Source organism: Agromyces sp. NPDC056389 (genome assembly GCF_042262385.1).
In the GTDB taxonomy this organism is placed as follows: Bacteria; Actinomycetota; Actinomycetes; order Actinomycetales; family Microbacteriaceae; genus Agromyces.
In genome coordinates this window covers 2,736,482-2,755,286 of sequence record NZ_JBHJPN010000001.1, presented here as the reverse complement: position 1 = coordinate 2,755,286, position 18,805 = coordinate 2,736,482, and the positions used below count along the sequence as shown (strand labels likewise).

General features: G+C 69.7%; 20 protein-coding genes and 1 tRNA gene. 10 read left to right on the top strand and 11 right to left on the bottom strand.

Annotated elements, in window-relative coordinates; genetic code table 11:
- Positions 1-4: 4 nt before the first annotated feature.
- From ACFCVM_RS12895 to ACFCVM_RS12885, 3 genes are all read right to left on the bottom strand, one after another.
- Positions 5-1,501, bottom strand: coding sequence for a DUF222 domain-containing protein (locus ACFCVM_RS12895; protein ID WP_375836592.1), 1,497 nt, complete (start codon positions 1,499-1,501; stop codon positions 5-7).
- Between the two features lie 117 nt (positions 1,502-1,618).
- Positions 1,619-1,924: a hypothetical protein gene (locus ACFCVM_RS12890; protein ID WP_375836591.1), complete on the bottom strand. Its 306-nt coding sequence runs from the start codon at positions 1,922-1,924 to the stop codon at positions 1,619-1,621.
- Positions 1,917-2,546 carry a DUF402 domain-containing protein gene (locus tag ACFCVM_RS12885; RefSeq protein WP_375836590.1) on the bottom strand — a complete coding sequence of 210 codons (630 nt, stop codon included), beginning with the start codon at positions 2,544-2,546 and terminating at the stop codon, positions 1,917-1,919. The genes ACFCVM_RS12890 and ACFCVM_RS12885 overlap by 8 nt, the downstream gene beginning before the upstream one ends.
- A gap of 33 nt (positions 2,547-2,579) precedes the next feature.
- On the opposite strand from ACFCVM_RS12885, the gene rlmC reads away from it, so the two are divergent.
- The gene (rlmC, locus tag ACFCVM_RS12880; RefSeq protein WP_375836589.1) at positions 2,580-3,704 is read left to right on the top strand and encodes a 23S rRNA (uracil(747)-C(5))-methyltransferase RlmC; all 1,125 of its coding nucleotides are present in this window, start codon (positions 2,580-2,582) and stop codon (positions 3,702-3,704) included.
- A gap of 80 nt (positions 3,705-3,784) precedes the next feature.
- Here the strand turns inward: rlmC and ACFCVM_RS12875 are convergent, their stop codons facing one another.
- Positions 3,785-3,907 (bottom strand): hypothetical protein, encoded by a 123-nt coding sequence (locus ACFCVM_RS12875; RefSeq protein ID WP_375836588.1) that lies wholly within the window; start codon positions 3,905-3,907, stop codon positions 3,785-3,787.
- A gap of 170 nt (positions 3,908-4,077) precedes the next feature.
- On the opposite strand from ACFCVM_RS12875, the gene ACFCVM_RS12870 reads away from it, so the two are divergent.
- Complete coding sequence (locus ACFCVM_RS12870; RefSeq protein WP_375836587.1) at positions 4,078-4,329, top strand: hypothetical protein; 252 nt, start codon at positions 4,078-4,080, stop codon at positions 4,327-4,329.
- A gap of 69 nt (positions 4,330-4,398) precedes the next feature.
- Here the strand turns inward: ACFCVM_RS12870 and ACFCVM_RS12865 are convergent, their stop codons facing one another.
- Both ACFCVM_RS12865 and proC read right to left on the bottom strand, forming a co-directional pair.
- Positions 4,399-6,048, bottom strand: a complete 1,650-nt coding sequence (locus tag ACFCVM_RS12865) for a beta-N-acetylhexosaminidase (protein WP_375836586.1) — start codon at positions 6,046-6,048, stop codon at positions 4,399-4,401.
- A complete protein-coding gene (gene proC / locus ACFCVM_RS12860; protein WP_375836585.1) occupies positions 6,045-6,896 on the bottom strand; it encodes a pyrroline-5-carboxylate reductase in 852 nt (283 codons plus the stop codon). Before proC ends, ACFCVM_RS12865 begins: the two co-directional genes overlap by 4 nt.
- Before the next feature lie 80 nt (positions 6,897-6,976).
- Between proC and ACFCVM_RS12855 the strand changes: the two genes are divergently transcribed.
- Both ACFCVM_RS12855 and ACFCVM_RS12850 read left to right on the top strand, forming a co-directional pair.
- A complete protein-coding gene (locus tag ACFCVM_RS12855; RefSeq protein ID WP_375836584.1) occupies positions 6,977-7,939 on the top strand; it encodes a cation diffusion facilitator family transporter in 963 nt (320 codons plus the stop codon).
- Complete coding sequence (locus ACFCVM_RS12850) at positions 7,936-8,664, top strand: gamma-glutamyl-gamma-aminobutyrate hydrolase family protein (RefSeq protein WP_375836583.1); 729 nt, start codon at positions 7,936-7,938, stop codon at positions 8,662-8,664. The genes ACFCVM_RS12855 and ACFCVM_RS12850 overlap by 4 nt, the downstream gene beginning before the upstream one ends.
- 56 nt (positions 8,665-8,720) lie before the next feature.
- Here the strand turns inward: ACFCVM_RS12850 and ACFCVM_RS12845 are convergent, their stop codons facing one another.
- The gene (locus ACFCVM_RS12845; RefSeq protein ID WP_375836582.1) at positions 8,721-9,506 is read right to left on the bottom strand and encodes an SDR family NAD(P)-dependent oxidoreductase; all 786 of its coding nucleotides are present in this window, start codon (positions 9,504-9,506) and stop codon (positions 8,721-8,723) included.
- A gap of 115 nt (positions 9,507-9,621) precedes the next feature.
- Here ACFCVM_RS12845 and ACFCVM_RS12840 point away from each other — a divergent pair, with 115 nt between their 5' ends.
- Positions 9,622-10,242, top strand: coding sequence for a TetR family transcriptional regulator (locus ACFCVM_RS12840; RefSeq protein WP_375836581.1), 621 nt, complete (start codon positions 9,622-9,624; stop codon positions 10,240-10,242).
- Here ACFCVM_RS12840 and tadA read toward each other — a convergent pair.
- Positions 10,229-10,696 carry a tRNA adenosine(34) deaminase TadA gene (gene tadA, locus ACFCVM_RS12835; RefSeq protein WP_375836580.1) on the bottom strand — a complete coding sequence of 156 codons (468 nt, stop codon included), beginning with the start codon at positions 10,694-10,696 and terminating at the stop codon, positions 10,229-10,231. The genes ACFCVM_RS12840 and tadA overlap by 14 nt on opposite strands.
- 45 nt (positions 10,697-10,741) lie before the next feature.
- Between tadA and upp the strand changes: the two genes are divergently transcribed.
- The 5 genes from upp (at position 10,742) to ACFCVM_RS12810 (ending at position 16,438) form a co-directional block, all read left to right on the top strand.
- The gene (gene upp / locus ACFCVM_RS12830; RefSeq protein WP_375836579.1) at positions 10,742-11,377 is read left to right on the top strand and encodes a uracil phosphoribosyltransferase; all 636 of its coding nucleotides are present in this window, start codon (positions 10,742-10,744) and stop codon (positions 11,375-11,377) included.
- Positions 11,378-11,876: 499 nt separating this feature from the next.
- A complete protein-coding gene (locus ACFCVM_RS12825; protein ID WP_375836578.1) occupies positions 11,877-12,665 on the top strand; it encodes a winged helix-turn-helix domain-containing protein in 789 nt (262 codons plus the stop codon).
- A 357-nt stretch (positions 12,666-13,022) separates the two neighbouring features.
- Positions 13,023-13,466 carry a MarR family winged helix-turn-helix transcriptional regulator gene (locus tag ACFCVM_RS12820; protein WP_375836577.1) on the top strand — a complete coding sequence of 148 codons (444 nt, stop codon included), beginning with the start codon at positions 13,023-13,025 and terminating at the stop codon, positions 13,464-13,466.
- 107 nt (positions 13,467-13,573) lie between these two features.
- Positions 13,574-15,019 (top strand): anaerobic C4-dicarboxylate transporter family protein, encoded by a 1,446-nt coding sequence (locus ACFCVM_RS12815; protein WP_375836576.1) that lies wholly within the window; start codon positions 13,574-13,576, stop codon positions 15,017-15,019.
- Positions 15,020-15,082: 63 nt separating this feature from the next.
- On the top strand, positions 15,083-16,438 hold the full coding sequence (locus tag ACFCVM_RS12810; protein ID WP_375836574.1) for a M20/M25/M40 family metallo-hydrolase: 1,356 nt from the start codon (positions 15,083-15,085) through the stop codon (positions 16,436-16,438).
- A gap of 307 nt (positions 16,439-16,745) precedes the next feature.
- Here ACFCVM_RS12810 and ACFCVM_RS12805 read toward each other — a convergent pair whose 3' ends face one another.
- The 3 genes from ACFCVM_RS12805 to ACFCVM_RS12795 form a co-directional block, all read right to left on the bottom strand.
- Positions 16,746-17,039, bottom strand: coding sequence for a GNAT family N-acetyltransferase (locus ACFCVM_RS12805; RefSeq protein ID WP_375836573.1), 294 nt, complete (start codon positions 17,037-17,039; stop codon positions 16,746-16,748).
- Positions 17,002-18,474 carry a hypothetical protein gene (locus ACFCVM_RS12800; protein WP_375836572.1) on the bottom strand — a complete coding sequence of 491 codons (1,473 nt, stop codon included), beginning with the start codon at positions 18,472-18,474 and terminating at the stop codon, positions 17,002-17,004. The genes ACFCVM_RS12805 and ACFCVM_RS12800 overlap by 38 nt, the downstream gene beginning before the upstream one ends.
- A 216-nt stretch (positions 18,475-18,690) precedes the next feature.
- Positions 18,691-18,763: transfer RNA gene (locus tag ACFCVM_RS12795), tRNA-Arg, on the bottom strand.
- Positions 18,764-18,805: the final 42 nt, after the last annotated feature.

Here is an 18,805-nt window from a genome sequence, read left to right as displayed (position 1 = left end):
GCAGTCAGGCCGCTGCGGCCCGAGCCACCGCTCCGATACTCCCCAGCCGCATCGACGGCAGTCGCCGATTGCCCGGGCGTGGTCGCTGCTGCGGATCGAGATGCACCGGAGGAGTGAACCATGTCTGCGCGTCGCGCACGGTGATGACCCACCCGTCGTCATGGACGCGGTGATGGTGGTGCGAGCACAACATGATGCCGTTGCTCACATCGGTGCGGCCTCGATGACGCTTCCACCATCTGATGTGGTGTGCCTGCGTGTGCGAGGGCGGCCGGTTGCACGCCGGCCAGGCGCAGCCACCGTCGCGCTCGACGAGTGCGAGCTTCTGCGCCGCTGTGAAGAGTCGGGCTGCACGGCCGAGCCGGAGCGGCTCGGAACGATGGTCGAGCAGGAGCGGGCTGATGCCCGCCGACATCGCCAGCTCGCGCACGGTCGCGACCGAGACCGGCTGATCGATGCCGTCGATCGTGGCGTGGCCTCGACCGGAAACGAGCGAGTCGGTGTCGATGCGCGCGACCACCGTGGCCTGCCTGAGCGCCGCGGGCGCCTGCTTCGTCCCGAGCGAGAGGCGAGCGATGTCGGCGAGCGCGTCGGCGTTCATCTGGGCGATCGAGCGCTGCTCGCCGAAGATCTCATCGGTCTCGCCGATCCCCTCGGGCTTGCCGATCTCATCGGGCACACCCGCGGCGTGGGCAGCCCCGCATTCGGCCGATGCACCGAAGCCCCGCTTCGCATCACGTGCCCGGTGCAGCTCTGCACCGACGAGCGCCTCGACGGCGAGCTTGATCGGAGCCCCGTTCGCCGGGTCGAACGCGCCCTGCAGCTGAATCATGCCGGCGCGATCCTCCCAGATGCGCAAGCCTCGCTGCGAACGCAGCTCGTCTTCGCGCGGCTTCACGCCGTCGGGGTCGAGTCGCGCCTGGAGTTGCTTGATGAGCCGAACGAGTCCGTCGACGCCGACCAGCGGAGCCCGCTCGACGAGAAAGCGCTCGGCGTCACCCAGCTCGGTTCGGTCGGCACGGACCGCGATGCCATCGAGGAACCGACGAATCGTCTCGGCGGCATCGACGCACAGCGAGCCGGCCTCCAGACCGGCAGCCAGATGCGGATGCCGCGCCGGCAGCGCCTCACCGGTGAACGAGGAGCGCGACGCAGTCGCCTCCCCCACCGCCACGAGCTTGGCCGCGTCGCTGAATCTGCTGCCGGCGACCGACGCGATCAGGCGCGCGGGCGAGGCATAGCCGTGTCGGCGCACGACATCGTCATCACCGCCCATGCTCGCTCGCCTCGAGAGTTCAGCGGCGCACTTGGCCTGCAACGCCTGCACGCGACGTTCGAGTTCCGCCAGCGATTCCGTCACCCGGACCAGGCCGTCTCCGCTCATGACACGAACGTCATGTTGCGTTTCGACCGAATCGCCCTGCAACGCGTTCGCCCAGGTGGCGTCGGCCTCGGCGCACGCCGACCGCAACTCGGTGAGTGCGGCGGTCGCGGCGGGCATGCCCCATTTTACCGTGGAACAGGTCAGAAATGGAAGGTGTGTTCGAATGAATTTGACAGCATTGCGCTCCAGAGTCGGAGATACTTTCGACGGCCGCGTACGCCTTCCAGCCACCCGTCACCCGCCCGCGTGGTGGCCGATCGCTTTCAAGACGTCGCCGAGCCATACCAGGGCGAACGAGATCGTGTCGTCACCGCCGCCCTCGCGCTCCTTCTTCACGTTGTCCCATGATTCCGACAGCTGTCCGATGGTCAAGTCCGGCGAGGCCCGCACATCGTAGATCTCCGGGGCAGGAACCGACCAGAAGTAGTCAGCCGGGATCGCGACCACGCTGCCGTGCTGGTCCTCGACATGGTCGAGCACGTGGCCGATGGCTCGTCGCAGCTCTCCGATCTCGATTCCGAGATTCTCTTCGTCACGCATCGCGCTCACCCTCGATCGCCCCGTCGAGTCGGACCAACTCCTCGAGCCACCCCGCCGCCGTCGCCCCATCGAACGGCGCCTCGCGCCGCCGCACGGCCCCGAGCACGGCGTCAGCATCGGCACGCACCCGCGCCACCAGCTCCGCCGGGTACCCGAACTCCACCGCATGCTCGGCGAACTCGTCTTCATCGTCGATGAACGCCGGCGCACCCTCGCGCTCGACGACATCGAGATCGAGATCCACGTACGAGACCGTCCAGACGGTCGACCCCGTCGACCCCGTCGAGCCCGTCAGCTCCGCCGCGCCCGAGTCATCCGCTCGCCAGGCGGGAACCGTCGCGAGGTCGACGTAGGTGCCGAGCCCGCGCGGATGCCCCGCATTGAACCCGGCCGCCCAGCCCGCTCGCGGGAAGCACGACACCGAGTCCCACGTCGCCGTGAACGCATTCCCGGGTCGAGCGAAGGCGGTGCCGGCCGGGAACCCGACCCAGTCGCCGTGCACGTCATTGCCGAGCCAGCGCCCGTCGAACTCCCAGTGCGGCAGGCCGCCCCACTTCGTCGCGCGAACGCGCACGAGCGCACCAGGTGTGCCGGGGCGGTCGGGGCTGTCGGCGCTGCTCACCCGACCACCGTATCCGCGCCTACGCTGGAACCCGTGGACTGCTCCTACTTCGACGCCGGGCGCTGCACCTCGTGCTCGCTCATGGGGCAGCCCTACGAGAGGCAGCTCGCCGACAAGCAGCGTCACGCCGAAGAACTCCTGCAGGCGCACGACGGCCTCGACTGGCTGGCGCCGATCGGCAGCCGCGAAGACGGCTACCGCAACAAGGCGAAGATGGTGATCGGCGGCACGACGGCGGCGCCGACGATCGGCATCCTCGACGCCGACGGCCACGGCATCGACCTCGAGGCCTGCGGCATCTGCTCCCCCGGCCACCGGGCGGCGTTCCCGGTGATCGCCGCGTTCATCACCCGGGCCGGGCTCACGCCGTACGACGTGCCGAGCCGCACGGGCGAGCTCAAGCACCTGATCCTCACCGAGTCCCCCGACGGCGAGCTCATGATCCGCTTCGTCGTGCGCTCGACCGAGCCGGTCGGCCGCATCCGCAAGCACTTGCCGTGGCTCCTCGCCGAGCTGCCGAACGCCCGCGTGGTCACCGCGAACGTGCTGCCCGAACACAAGGCCGTGCTCGAAGGCGAGCACGAGATCGTCTTCACCGAGGCCTCGACGCTGCCCATGCGTCTCGGCGACGTCACGATGCACCTGCGTCCGCAGAGCTTCTTCCAGACGAATACCGAGATCGCCGAGGCGCTCTACGTCGAGGCGCGCGACTGGGTGCGCGCGCTCGCCCCCGATTCGGCCTGGGACCTCTACTCGGGCGTCGGCGGCTTCGCCCTGCACATCGCGGATGCCGCGGCATCCGTCACCGGAATCGAGACGAGCGTCGAGGCCGTGGCCAGCGCAGAACTCAGTCGAACGGATGCCGCGCTCTCACGCGTGCGGTTCGAGGCCGGCGACGCCACCGCCTTCGCCCTGGGCGCCGAGACGGCTCCCGATCTCGTGATCGTGAACCCGCCCCGGCGGGGCATCGGCCGCGAGCTGAGCGGATGGCTCGAGGCATCCGCTGTTCGTCACGTGCTCTATTCGAGCTGCAACGCGGCCTCGCTCGCGCGCGACCTCGAAGCGATGCCGTCGCTGCGGCCGGTGCGCGGTCGGGTCTTCGACATGTTCCCGCAGACGACGCACTTCGAGGTCATGGTGCTGCTCGAGCGGGTCTGACTCCGCACCGGTGCGGGCCTGAGCCCGCGACCCGAGTCGGCGGCCGAACGCCTGGCTGGTCGCGCCCGGCCGCCTCGGCGTCAGCGCTTGCGCGGCTTGATGATGCCGTCTTCGGCCTTCTCGCGCTTCAGTGCTCGCTTCTCTTTCAACGAGAGCTGGGCCTGCTTCTTGGCGGTGTTTCCGCGTGCGTTCTTCTCGGACATACGGGCTCGCTTCCCTTCATCAGCTGGCGGGCTTCCGATGACCATAGCCCACCCCCCAGGGGAAGTCACTTCGGCTGCCTTCGACGCACCGCGGCGTTTCGAAACCGGCCCGGTTCAGGCATTTTCTTGAGGGTTGGGCTATACTGGCAGGTCACGCCAAAGGAGGTGACATGAGGAGAATCCCACCGTTCCTCGCGACGACGATCGTCGCGAGCTGGTTGTTCATGATCGGCTTCGCAGCCGGTTTCGAGAGCGAACTCGCGACGCACCCGACGCTCACCCGTGAGCACCCCGACGTGCTGCACGCCGGCCTCACCATGGGCATCGGCGCCGTGTGCGCCACGCTGGTGATCGCCGCCAGCGTGCGGCTCACGAAGATGCTCGTCAGGGCCCGTTCCGGCGGGGCGCACGCCGCGCTGTAGCGACGACGCACGCGTCGATCGAGCGATCGAACGCCGCGGGCGCAGGTACTCGCCTGCGCCCGCGGCGCATCACTCGACCAGGTCGGCGGTCAGCGCGGCGAGCTCGGCCTGCCGGTCGGCCTTCTCGCGCGGCGCACCGGGTACGCCCGGTCGCATCTGCCACGGGTGCGGCCCGTCGATCGGCCGGTACGCGACCCCGATGGCGTCGTAGATCGCGAGCTGGGCACCCAGGCGCGCCTCGAATCCGGCCCAGTCCTTGCCGGGCGCACTCCACGCGACCTCGGCGAACGCCGCGAGTCGCGGGAACACCATGTAGTCGACCCGTGACGCCGTGTCCATGTGCTCGCTCCACGCGTTCGCCTGCACACCGAGCACGTGACGCCGCATCGGCTCCGAGGCATCCGTCGGCAGGGGCTCGAACTCGTAGACGTCGCGCAGCGACTGCACCGTGCCCACCGGGATCGGCTCGTCGGCCGAGTCCGACTGCCGGTAGTCGAGGTAGGCGAAGTCGTCGGGGCAGAGCACGACGTCGTGGCCGCGCGCCACGGCGACCTCGGCTCCGCGGAGGCCACGCCACGAGGCGATCGTCGCGCCGGGGTCGAGCGGGCCCTCGAGCACCTCGTCCCAGCCGTACAGGCGACGCCCGGCGGCCGTCAGGTGCGCGTCGAGCTGACGGATGAACCACGCCTGCAACTCGTTCGGCGTCTCGAGTCCGCGCGTCGCCATGAGCTCCTGCGTGCGCGCGTCGTTCGCCCACTGCACCTTGCGGGCTTCGTCGCCGCCGACCGCGATGTAGGTCGACGGGAAGACCTCCATGACCTCGTCGAGCACGTTGCGGAAGAACTCGACCGTCGATTCCTCGGTGTTCAGCACGTCGTCGTTGATGCCGTAACGCGTCCACACCTCGTACGGCCCGCCCGTGACTCCGAGCTCGGGGTGGGCGGCGAGCGCGGCCCGCACGTGCCCGGGCGTCTCGATCTCGGGCACGATCTCGATGTGGCGTTCCGCTGCGTAAGCGACGATCTCGCGCAGGTCGTCCTGCGTGTAGAAGCCGCCGACCGGGCGGCCGTCGACGGTCGACGCCGGTCCGTGACCGAGCTGCGACTCGGGGCGCCGCGCGCCGACCTCGGTGAGGCGCGGGTAGCGGCGGATCTCCATGCGCCAGCCCTGGTCGTCGGTCAGGTGCAGCTGCAGCACGTTGACCCGGTGCAGCGCGAGCAGGTCGATGAGCCGCAGCACCTCGTGCTTCGGCCGGAAGCTGCGGGCGACGTCGAGCATGAACCCGCGCCACGCGAATCGCGGCGCATCGACGGTGACGGATGCCGCGGCGCTCCACTGCCGACCCGGCAGCGCCGCCCGACGGAAGGCATCGGGGCCGAGCAGCTGTCGCAGCGCGAGCGTGCCGGAGAACAGCCCGGCGGCGGAGCCACCGGCGAGACGCACGCCGTCGACCGCGATCTCCAGCCGGTAGCCCTCGCGGGGCAGCTCGGGGTCGATCGCGAGCGCGATGGCGGCACCGCGATCCGGCTCCGCTCGTCGACCGTGGGCCGACGCATCGACGATCGTCAGGGCGAAGCCCGTCGCGGCTCCGAGGTCGGCCTGCAGTCGACGCGCGACGGATGCCGCGGCATCCGTGGCCGTGATGACCGTGTCGGCGCCGAGCACGAACTCGCCCTCGCGCGCCGCGAACGAGATCGGATTCGGGATGAGCCCGCTCACGCGCCGGCCGCCAGCTCGCGCGCACGGGCGAGCGCGGCATCGGTCGCACGGTCGAAGGTCTGCTTGAACCCGGCCTCCTCGAGCACGGCCACGGCGCGCTCGGTCGTGCCCTTCGGGCTCGTGACCCGGCGGCGCAGCTCGGCGGGGCCGTCGTCGGAGGCGGCGAGCAGTTCGCTCGCACCGCGGAACGTGCCCTCGACCATGACGGCCGCCTGCTCGGGCGTGAAGCCCTTGTCGACCGCCGCCGCCGTGAGCTGCTCGATCAGGTAGAAGACGTAGGCCGGGCCCGAGCCCGAGATCGTCGAGAGCGCGTCGATCTGCTCCTCGGGCACGACGAGCACCTCGCCGACGGTCTCGAAGAGCGCCACGGCGAGCGCGAGGTCGTCGTCGCTCGACCGCGTGCCCGCCGAGACGCCCGTCACGGCACGGCCGACCACGGCCGGCGTGTTCGGCATCGAGCGGATGACGGAGACCGACTCGGGCAGCAGCGACTCGAAGGTCGCGACCGTGACACCCGCCGCGACGCTCACGACGATCGCGTCCGGATCGAGTGCGTCGGCGATCTCCTCGAGGAGGGCCGGCACCATCGCGGGCTTCACGGCGACGACCACGAGCCTCGCACCGGCGACGGCCGTGCGGTTGGCCGCGGCATCCGTCTCGGTCGCGTACGCGACGACGCCGGGAAGCGCGGCGAGCTCGGCCGCCTTCTCGGCGCTGCGATTGGTCGCACGAATGCCGCCGTCGACCTCGATGCCGGGCTGCAACAGGCCGGTGAGGATGGCGCGGGCCATCGAACCGGCCCCCAGGAACGCGATCGCGGGCAGTCTGACGGGGGCCTCGGCACTCATGCGACCATCCTAGATTCGAGGCCCGATGCTGTGGTCTCGCGCGGATGATTCGGCCCGGCGCCGCCCTTTAGGATTGCTCCATGAGCGCATCGGGCGGCACCAAGGCCATCATCGCGGCATTCCTCGCGAACACGGGCATCGCCCTGACGAAGTTCATCGCGTGGTTCTTCTCGGGCTCCGCCTCGATGCTCGCCGAGGGCGTGCACTCGCTCGCCGACGCCGGCAACCAGCTGCTGCTGATCCTCGGCGGTCGCAAGGCGAAGAAGGCCGCCGACAAGGAGCACCCCTTCGGCTACGGCCGCGAGCGGTACGTCTACGCCTTCGTCGTGTCGATCATCCTGTTCTCGGTCGGCGGCATCTTCTCGATCTACGAGGGCGTCGACAAGCTGACGCACCCGCACGAGCTCGAGAACGCGTGGCTGCCCCTGCTCGTGCTCTCGATCGCGATCGTGCTCGAGTCGTTCTCACTGCGCACCGCGGTGAAGGAGTCGAACCACATCCGCGGCCGCCAGAGCTGGGTGCAGTTCGTGCGCCGGGCGAAGGCGCCCGAGCTGCCCGTCGTGCTGCTCGAAGACGTCGCCGCCCTCATCGGCCTCGTCTTCGCCTTCCTCGCCGTCGGGCTCACGGTGCTCACCGGCAACCCGGTCTTCGACGCCGTCGGCACGCTCATGATCGGTACCCTCCTGGTGCTCGTGGCGATCGTGCTCGGCATCGAGACGAAGTCGCTCCTCGTCGGCGAGGGCGCCAACGACGACGACCTCGCGCGCATCGAGCAGGCGATCCTCGCCGGCCCCGAGGCCGAGCGCATCATCCACATGAAGACCCTCTACCTCGGCCCCGACGAGCTCCTCATCGCCGCCAAGCTCGGATTCACCGCCGACCAGCGCCTGCTCGAGGTGTCGGCGGCGACCAACGTGATCGAGCAGCGCATCCGCGACGCGGTGCCGTCGGCACGCGCCATCTACATCGAGCCCGACGTCTACGTCGAGCCGAACCACCCGGCCCCGCCCACCGATGCCATCGTCATCAAGGGCCTCGAGTGACGCGAGCCCGCGGCACCGCCCTGGTGCTGCGCCACGACTCCGCGATCGGCCTCGGCAACCTCGGACCCACCCTCGAAGCGCACGGCTACGAGATCGTCACGGTCGACGCTCCGTCGACGGATGTCTCGGCGCTCGACGCCCTGGCGCCCGACCTCGTCGTCGTGCTCGGCGGCGACGAGGGAGCGTACGAGACCGACCGCTATCCGTACCTGTCCGACGAGATCGCGCTGCTGCGAACCCGTATCGAGGCGGAGGCGCCGATCTTCGGCGTCTGCCTCGGCGCGCAGCTGCTCGCGAAGACGCTCGGCGCCGAGGTCTTCAAGGGCCCGAGGAAGGAGGTCGGCTGGCTGACGGTCGAGCCGACCGAGGCCGGTGCGAACTCTCCGGTTCGGCACTTCGCCGGGGTTCCGACGGTGCAGTGGCACGGCGACACCTTCGAGCTGCCCGAGGGCGTCGAACGGCTCGCCTCATCGGGCGCATACGAGAACCAGGCCTTCGCGAAGGGCGAGTGGCTTCTCGCCGTGCAGTTCCACCCCGAGGTCACCGACGAGATCCATGAGGAGTGGTTGCGGGAGTGGGGCGACGAGCTGCCCGAGTACGGCCTCAGCCGCGAACAGCTCCGCGAGGAGCGCGCGTCGTTCGGGCCGCTCTCGCAGGAGGCATCCGCTCGCCTGCTCGGCGAGTACCTCGAGGGGCTCGAAGCGCGCAGCACGCACGCCGCGTAGACGCAGCGGGCGCCGCCGGGGATGAACCCCGACGGCGCCCAGACGGCATGCGGCGACTAGAAGTGCGTGCCGCCGTCGATGCGCACCTCGGTGCCGGTGATGAACGCGCCGTCGTCGCTCGCGAGCATCGCGACGACGCCGGCGACGGCCTCGGGGCCGGCGAAGCCCTGCTTGATCGCCGGAGCGAGCTTCATGAAGAGGCTGAAGTCGGCGTCGGCGGGCAGGCCGGGGCCCTGGCTCTGCTTGCTCTCGCCGCTGCCGTCGGTCATGCCCGACGAGATCGAGCCGGGCTGCACCGAGTTGAATCGGATGCCCTGCTTCGCGTACTCGGCGGCGAGGGCGTGGGTCATCGACTGCACACCCCCCTTGCTGGCCGCGTAGGCCGACATGTACGGGTGCGCGAACGCCGCCGACGTCGAGCTGAAGTTCACGACCGCGGCGCCGTTGCCCTCGAGGAGGGCGGGGATCGACTCGCGGATCATGAGGAAGGTGCCGACGAGGTTCACGCTGATGACCTGCTGGAACTGCTCGAGCGAGGTCTCGTGGGTGTGCGACGAGCGGAGGATGCCGGCGGCATTGACGAGCACATCGAGCCCGCCGAGCGCGGCGACCGCGGCGGCGACGCCCTCGCGCACGGATGCCTCATCGGAGATGTTCACGACGACGGTCGTGAGGCGATCGGCGGCGTCGCCCGCCTTCGCCACGGTGTCGGCGAGGCCGGCCTCGCTCACGTCGGCGGCGACGACGACGCCGCCCTCGGCGAGCATGCGCAGCACGGTGGCCTGTCCGATGCCGGAGCCTGAGCCGGTGACGATCGCGCGGCGTCCTTCGTAACGGTTCATGACTGGTGACCTTTCGGGGTTCGGGAAGATGAAAGACACGCTACGCCTACATGGCACGTTATGCCAGTGTGGCGACGAGCGACACGGATGCCGCGCCGTCGCGTACGCTTCCAACGTGGACGAGAGACCCCCGACGCTGACTGAACGCCGCAAGGCCGCGACCCAGCTCGAGCTCGCCCACGCCGCCGCCCGCCTCTTCACCGACCGCGGCCCCGATGCGACGACGGCCGAGGAGATCGCGGCCGCGGGCGGGGTGGCGCTGCGCACCTTCTACCGCTACTTCCGCACGAAGGAGGACGCCGTCGCTCCGCTCCTCACCGTCGGCGCCGACCACTGGCGGGCACTGCTCGCGGCATCCGATCGCTCGGTCGATCCGCTCACGGCGATCGAGCGCGCCATCGACGAGGCGCTCACCCCGCCCGAGGAGGTCATCGAGGGGCTCCACTGGACGCGGGGCCTGCTGCGTGCGGGCGTCGACGACCCGGCGCTCATGAACGTCTGGTACCGCGTCAACCGCGAGTCCGAGACGAAGCTGCGCGGCGTCATCCTCGAACTCGCGGGGCCGTCGGTCGACGAGCTCACCGCACGACTCGTGGCCGCGGCGGCGACCGACGCGATCCGCATCGCGCTCGAGGCATGGGCGGAGACCGACGATCCCGAGGTCGGGCCCGGCTCACCGGCCGAGCGCGCCGTGCGCAATTTCCGCCGACTCTCGGCGGGCCTCACGGGCGCCTGAGCGGGTCCTCGAAGAACTCGAGCAGCAGCTTCACCGCGGCATCCGCTCCGACGCCCGGGAACACCTCGACGCGGTGGTTGAGCCGGCGATCGCGCAGCACGTCGTAGAGGGATCCGGCGGCACCGGCCTTCTCGTCCCAGGCCCCGAACACGACCGTCGGGATACGCGCCGCGAGGATCGCCCCCGCACACATCACGCAGGGCTCCAGCGTGACGACGAGCGTGCAGTCGGTGAGCCGCCAGTCGCCCGTGACCTCTGCGGCCGAGCGGAGCGCCAGGAGCTCGGCGTGGGCGGTCGGGTCGCCGTGCAGCTCGCGTTCGTTGCGACGCGCGGCGATGACCTCGCCGGTGGCGTCGACGACGATCGCACCGACCGGCACATCGCGCGTCGCGGGCGCCTGGGCCGCCTCGGCGAGCGCGAGGCGCATCCACTCACGGTGCTGCGGCAACTCCACGTTCTCCCCCTCCGCGTGCGACCCTCCCGAACTAGACTCGAGCCTATGCGAGTCCACGTTGCCGACCACCCGCTCATCACCCACAAGCTGACGGTGCTCCGTGACAAGAACACCCCGTCGCCGGTGTTCCGCTCGCTCGTCGAGGAGCTCATGACGCTGCTCGCCTACGAGGGCACGCGCGGGGTGCGGGTCGAGCCGGTCGACATCGTCACCCCGGTCTCCCCCACCACCGGCGTGCGCATCGCCGACCCGAAGCCGCTCATCGTGCCGATCCTCCGCGCGGGGCTCGGCATGCTCGAGGGCATGACGAAGCTCGTGCCGACGGCCGAGGTCGGCTTCCTCGGCATGGCGCGCAACGAAGAGACGCTCGAGCCCACCACCTATGCGGAGCGCCTCCCCGACGACCTCAGCGACCGCCAGTGCTTCGTGCTCGACCCGATGCTCGCGACGGGCGGCTCGCTCATCGCGGCGATCGAGTTCCTGCTGAAGCGCGGGGCCACGGATGTCACGGCCATCTGCATCCTCGCGGCGCCCGAGGGGCTCGCGGCGGTCGAACAGGCGATGGAGGGCCGTGGCGAGGTCACGGTCGTGCTCGGCGCCGTCGACGAGCGCCTCAACGAGCTCGGCTACATCGTGCCCGGTCTCGGCGACGCGGGCGACCGGCTGTACGGCACGGTATAAGCACCACCGCGAACCTCACGCGCCGAAGGATCTTCGAGCCTCGACACGCCGAGGTCGAAATCCGACGCGGAAGATTTCCAAAACTGCGTATCGATCGCAGAATCTTGCAAGCATGGCGACGGGCTGACTGATCCTGCCGGATGCCTCTCGGCATCGCGCACCGCGTGCGACGTCACACCCCGTCATGCGATGGTCACGAATTGACACATGCTCGGTGATCGGTTTGACTGACGCTCATGACAGACACCGCACGCAACCTGACCGCCCACGGCGCTCTCAGGACGACCGGCATGATGATGCCGGCACGTGCAGCCATGTGTTGTCGAATGTGCCGCTGACCGCGACCCCACCGCCGAGTTCCGCAGCCGATCCGCATCCAGATCGACGCCGACTCCTCTGAACCCACCGCATCCGGGGGTTCGCCCGGCCGTCCGGCCATTCGCTCAGACCCCGTCTCAAGGGGTCCGTCGCTGCACCCTTCACGCAAGGATTCTCCGTCATGTCTCTCGCACTCGCACCCGCCCCCATCCGCACCGTCCAGGCCCGCACCGCACCGTCGCTGTCGGCGGCACCGGCGCACGCCGCTCCGCTCCGCTCCGTGCCCGCCGACGTCTCGCAGCCGACCGCCGCGGCGGCCGAGGCCGCGACCGCAGCCCGCAGCCCGCGTGTCCGCGCCGTGCCCGAAGGAACCGAAGCACGCGGCTTCGTGCTCTACGTCGGCATCGACGAGGCCAAGGCCCTCGCCGACGGCACGACCCTCCACCGCATCGTCGAGGCGCTGCGCACGCTGACCGCCGAGGTCTCCCCCTCCGCCGAGACGTATGCCGCGGTGGCACTCGCACCCGAAGGTGCGGGCGGCCGCGACGTCGACGTCGTGCGCCTCGCCCTGCAGGACCCGTCGGCGCTTGCGAAGCAGCGCGAGGGCCAGGGCGTCCGCGACGATGCCGACCGTCACCCCAACGGCGTGATCATCGACATCTCGCGCAAGCGCGTGCTGCTCGACGGCGAGGCCGCCGGCCTCACCTACAAGGAGTTCGAACTGCTGCAGTACCTCGTGCTCCGCGAGGGCCGCACGATCGATCGCCACGAGCTCATCGACAACCTCTGGGACGCCGACGACGAGGCCCCGAGCGAGCGCACGATCGACGTGCACGTGCGTCGCCTGCGCTCGAAGCTCGCCCACTACCAGGACATCGTGCGCACGGTTCGCGGCGTCGGCTACCGCTTCGACCGCCACGCGGACGTCTCGATCCGCCAGGCGTCGACGCCCTCACCCGACCTGTACTGAGGCACCCCGACGCGCGTCGAAGCACGCTCGAAGATCCGTCGCGAAAAATAACGGAACGATAACTAGCGCCTGTTACCGATCCGTTATATATTCGGAAGTGCGCCGCTTGTTTGCTGTGGCAGGCGGCGCGGAATGTGATTGCAGGACACTCTTGGTGCAAGGGAGAGGGCCGGTCGTCAGCCTCTACGACCGGCCCTCAACCGATTCCTCCCGGTGACGGTCGAGGGCAACTCCCGATTCCTCCCAGGAACGGTCGAGGGCAACTCCCGATTCCTCCCGGGAACGGTCGAGGGCGCTCACAGAATTCTGCCGCGGTTGCCTATTGTGGGATCAGCCCACAACCCGAAGGGACCCCGCATGGCAGATCGCGCGATCACGGTGGCCGCATGGGAATCGTTGTTCCGTGCGCAGGTCTCGATCATGCGCGCGCTCGCGGCCGAGTTCCCGAGCGACGTCATCTCCCTCAACGAGTACGACGTGCTCTTCAACATCACGCGTGCGCCCGGTCGGCGCCTGCGCCTCAAAGACCTGAATCAGAACGTGCTCATCACCCAGCCGAGCGTGAGCCGGCTCGTCGATCGGCTCACGACTCGGGGACTCGTCGCGAAGCTGCCCGACCCGCGCGACGGCCGCGGCACGATCGTGGCGATCACCGAGGAGGGCTTCGACCTCTTCCGCCGCGTCGCGATCACCCATATGGACGCGATCAATCGCCAGTTCGGCGACAGCCTGTCGGAGGATGAACTCCGCACGCTCGCCGACCTCTGCAATCGGCTGCGCCGAGAACTCGACCAGGAGTAGTACGCGGCCGATCCGCGGAATCACGCGCGAAGCCCGGTATAGACGCGCGACTCCCCCCAGCGTTACTCTCAGCTCAGACAGTGGGTCTGGGTTCCTGGGGGGAAGTCATGGACATCGTGCTCGTCATCCTGCAAGCCTGCATCGTCATCGGCGCGATCGTTCTCGGTGTCCGAACCGGCGGCATCGGCCTGGGTCTCTGGGGCGTCGTCGGCACGGTGATCCTGGTGTTCGTGTTCCAACTGCCACCGGGCGCCATCCCGATCGACGCGTTCTTCATCATCATCGCGGTGATCACGGCGTCGTCGGCGATGCAGGCTGCCGGCGGCATCGACTACCTCGTCTCGATCGCGTCGAAGATCATCCAGCGTAATCCGAAGCGACTCACGTACGTGGCGCCGATCGTGGCGTTCGTCTTCACGGTGCTCTCGGGCACCTCGAACATCTTCTTCGCGCTGATCCCGGTGATCTACGAGACGGCGTACCGCAACGGTCAGCGGCCCGAGCGCGCCCTCGCCGCATCCACCGTCACCTCCGGACTCGGCATCACGGCCAGCCCGGTCTCGGCCGCGATGGCGGCCTATCTGGTGCTCATGGACGGCACCGGCTACGGACTGCCGCAGATCCTCCTCATCACAGTCCCCGCCGCGCTCATCGCCTGCATCGTCACCTCGCTCGTGCAGCAGCGCGTGGGCAAGGACCTGCTCGACGACCCCGTGTTCATGAAGCGCGTCGCCGACGGCACCGTCGAGGTGCCGGCTGCACTGAAGGCCCGCTACGAGGCCAAGGTCGGCGGCGGCACCGCGGTCGGAGGAACGACGACCGCGACGGCCACGAAGACGGGCGGTTCGGATGCCGCGGCAGACGCGCCCCCCGCTCGCATCGAGCACCCGGTGCCCCCGGGCGGCGCGACCGCCGCGTGGATCTTCGTCACCGGCACGCTGCTCATCGTGCTGCTCGGCCTCTTCCCGGGCCTGCGCCCGGCATTCCCCGACGACACCGGCGAGCTCGTGCCCCTCGGCATGTCGACCATCATCGAGATGATCATGTTCACGGTCGCACTCGTCATCATCCTCGTGCGCAAGGTCAAGCCGTCACTCGTGGTCGAGCAGCCGCTGCTGCGGGCGGGCTTCGTCGCCGCGGTCGCGCTGTTCGGCATCGCGTGGATGGCCGACACCTTCATCTCGGCCAACGAGGAGACGATCATCGAGCCGCTCGGTGCGATGATCGAGGCGAACCCGCTCCTCCTGGCCGTCGCGCTCTTCATCGTCTGCGGCCTCACCACGAGCCAATCGGCGACGACGAACACGATGATCCCGATCGCCCTCGCCGCCGGGCTCGCCCCGGGCGTCATCACGGCGATGTGGCCGTCGCTCATCGGCGTCTGGCTCTTCCCGGCCAACGGCTCGCAGATCGCCGCCGTCGAGACCGACCTGACGGGCTCGACCAAGCTGACCCAGGTGCCGGTCTGGCACTCGTTCACCATCCCGATGCTCGTCTCGTGGGTCGCCGTCGTCGGGTCGGGCCTCCTGATCCAGCTCATCGTCCCCGCCTGAGTCGCGCTGCGTCGTCATGGCGCGCGCCCGAACTTCTGCACCATCCAGCCGAGGAGGAATCCCATGACCGACGCCGCCGACGTGAAGTCCGCCGCAGCGCAGATGATGCCCGAGGTGCTCGAGCGCCTCGAGGCCCTCGTGCGCATCCCATCCGTCGCATTCCCGGGGTTCGACCCCGAGCCCGTGCACCGCATGGGCGCGGCGGTCGTCGAGCTCTTCGAAGCGGCAGGTGCGGCCGGCGTGAAGCTGCTCGACGTGCCCGATGGTTACCCGTGCGTCTACGCCGATCTGCCGGGCCCCGAGGGTTCGCCGACGGTGCTGCTCTACGCCCACTACGACGTGCAGCCCGCCGCCGAGAGCCAGGGCTGGTCATCCGAGCCCTTCGAGCCGGTGACCAAGGACGACGGCCGCATGTACGGTCGCGGAGCCGCCGATGACAAGTCCGGACTCGTCATCCACTACGGCACCCTGAAGCTCCTCGGCGCCGACCGCCCGTGCCGGGTGAAGATCCTCGTCGAGGGCGAGGAGGAGACGATCTCCCACCTCGAGGCCTTCGTCGAGGCGAACCCCGAGCTCTTCGCCGCCGACGCCTACGTCATCGCCGACATCGGCCCGCAGCGCGTCGGCCGTCCGGGTCTGACCACCGCACTCCGAGGGGATGTCGCGTGCACGGTGACCGTGCGCACGCTCGGCAACCCCGTGCATTCCGGCATGTTCGGCGGCGCAGCCCCCGATGCCATGACGGCGATGATCCGCATCCTCGACACGCTCCACGACGAGCACGGCGACACCGTCATCCCCGGCGTCGACAGCGGCCACTGGAGCGGCGCCGACATGGAGGAGGACGTCTACCGCGAGGGCTCGGCGATTCTGCCCGGTGTGGAGTATCTCGGCACGGGTTCGCTCTCCGACCGCATCTGGGCCAAGCCCTCGGTCACGGTGCTCGGCATGGACCTGCCGAACACCGCGGAGGCGTCGAACGTGCTGCTGCCCTCCGTCACCGCGAAGCTCTCGATGCGCATCGTGCCCGGCGCCGATGCCGACGCGCAGCTCGACGCACTGATGGCGCACCTGCGGGCGCAGCGGCCGTGGAACTGCGAGGTCGAGGTCGCGAAGGTGAAGACGGGGCATCCGTTCGCCGTCGACGCCTCGCATCCGGCGATCGTCGCGGCAGAGGCCGCGCTCGAAGCGGCCTACGACGCGCCGGTCGAGTCGATCGGCAGTGGTGCGTCGATCCCCCTCGTCGCCTCGCTGCAGAAGGTCGCACCGGGTTCGGCGATCGTGCTCTGGGGCGCGGAGGACACCGCGCAGTCTCGCATCCATGCGTCCGACGAGTCCGTCGACCCCGGTGAGATCGAGCGGATGATCGCCGCGCAGACCCTCTTCATCCAGGGACTCGCGGCCGCAGGACGGTCCTGATCGGATCCGCGGCAGGGCGGGGACGGTGGGGCGGGAACCCTACCTCCCGCCCCACCGCGGTCTCCAAGGGAGACCACTCCCGCCGAGCGACCCGAACTGAGCCCGGCGAGCTTGTCCCGCCGGTCGGAGAAGTCTCGATCGCGCTGCTCGCCGGGACGGCGCGAGCAGGTCGGCACGGGGGTCGACGCGGGGTCTGCTCGAAATGGTATCCGCCCGGTCGACCGGTGCATACTGCCCCGATTGGGGGGTGAGAACGCTCCCATCCGGGCGTCGCAGTGGCGACGAGGGCGCGTCGGAGCCGCGGCGATCAGGGCCAGTCGACGGATGCCTCGTACTCCTCGTGCCGGCGCAGGTAGGCGGCGATGAACGGGCACTCGGGCACGATGCGCTCTCCGCGGGCGACGGCGTCGTCGAGTGCGAACCTGGCGAGCTTGCTGCCGAGGCCGCGCCCCTCGAACTCGGGCAGCACCACGGTGTGGGTGAAGACGATCACTCCGTCGTCGAGGCGATACTGCGCGAAGCCCGCTCGTTCGCCCCCGAAGGTGAGGTCGTAGCGGTGACGGTCATCGTTGCGGACGATTTCGACGATGTCGGTGGCCATGGCGCGACTCTACTCGACCATCGCGACCGACCCGCCGTGAGCGGCGCAGTCCTCGCCGTCGGCGTGCGGGTCCCGGCGGCGGTGCGATGACGCTCAGACGCACGGTTCGCTCGGGCACGAGATGGCGCAACCGCCGACCGTCGCACCGGACACCGGGCGGCGCGCTGCGCGCGGCTCCCCGCACCGCAGGTTCGGGTCGGGTGCGTCGAACGGCGGTGACCGGTTCAGCCGCGCGCCGCGCCGCGCCGACGATCCTCGGTCGGCAGCGATGGATGCCTCGGGCGGATGCCGCGGCATCCGTGGGGTGCTGACCGTGCTCGTGCACCGTCGCGACGACGAGTGCGATCAGCCAGGCGAACACGAGCGTGAACGCCACGAGTTCGAAGACGGTCAAGTTGAAGATCCCGAGCCGGTCGTAGGCCACCATCGCGGCCGCCTCGATGCCGAGGGAGAGATACGAGAAGCAGACGAACCAGCGCGGGATGCCCGGCGCGAAGAGCTGGACGAGGGAGCACAGCAGCGCGAAGGCCGCCGCGGCGCCGACGGCGAAGGTGTTGTGCAGGTCGGTGTCGGTGTTGATCGGCACGAGCCCGACGCCCATGAGATTGAGACCGACGAGGGCGATGAGCACGCGCATCACGGTGCGCGCGCCGGGCCTGAGCGCGAACGGCCCGACGGCGAGCGAACGGGTGAGCAGCGCCGAGAGGCCGGCCATGCCGAAGCCCGACACGATGACCGCGACGTTGAAGCACGCCGCGGCGAGATCGTTCGAGGTGCCGAGCGTGCTGAAGTTGTGCGTCCACCAGTCGCCGGTCGGCGTGATGCTCATGCTGGCGAGGCTGCCCGCGGCGAGCAGCATCGCCACGAGGTTGAAGGTGCGGTACGCCTCGTGCTCGATCGCGCCCCGGTGGAGTCGAAAGGTGCCGACGCCGAACACCGCACCGAGGAGGAGGCCGAACAGCTCGTGTCCGCCGGGGAACCCGTCGAACGCCGACGACGTGAAGTGCACGGCGAGCAGCGCGATCGCGGCCCATGTCAGGCCGTTCGCGATCGCACGCGACTCGACGGCCAGCACCGGCAGGCCGAGCCGTGCAAGCTCGGCGATCGCGTTGCTCGACGCCGATGCCACGACGAGGCACGCACCGATCGCCGCCCCACCGGCGAGCGCGGGCACCATCCAGACGACGTCGACCGCGTGCGAACCGCTCGTCGCCGAGAACCGCGGGTCGAGTGCGCGGTACAGCACGATCGAGACGGCCACCGCGATCAGCAGGGCGTAGACGCGGCGCACATGGGAGGCCAGCGGCCGCGAGCGCACGGTGCTGAGCCAAACGCGCCCCACACGTTCGGCGAAGACGGGGCTCACCGCGTACGCCGGCATGACGAGGACCCGGTTCGACGACTCAGGGTCGACCCCTGCGAACGCACGCCTCATATCCGAACTCTCGTTCCCCAGAATCAGATGTGTTCGCGAGCCTAACCGGCACCCTGCGACCGCGTCATCCCCGCGCCGCCCGCCCCACGCCTATACCCAGCAGACTCCCAGCAAACTGCGGGCGGTCATGAAGCACGTGCACAGTGGGGCGATGCGCCCGGAAAAACGAAAACGGCCCGCTTTCGCGAGCCGTTCTCTGCACTGTCTCAACCAGTGTGCGCCCGGAGGGATTCGAACCCCCAACCTTCTGATCCGTAGTCAGATGCTCTATCCGTTGAGCTACGGGCGCATGGGTTGTCGCCTGCGCTTGCTTCGCGATCAGGCAACCACG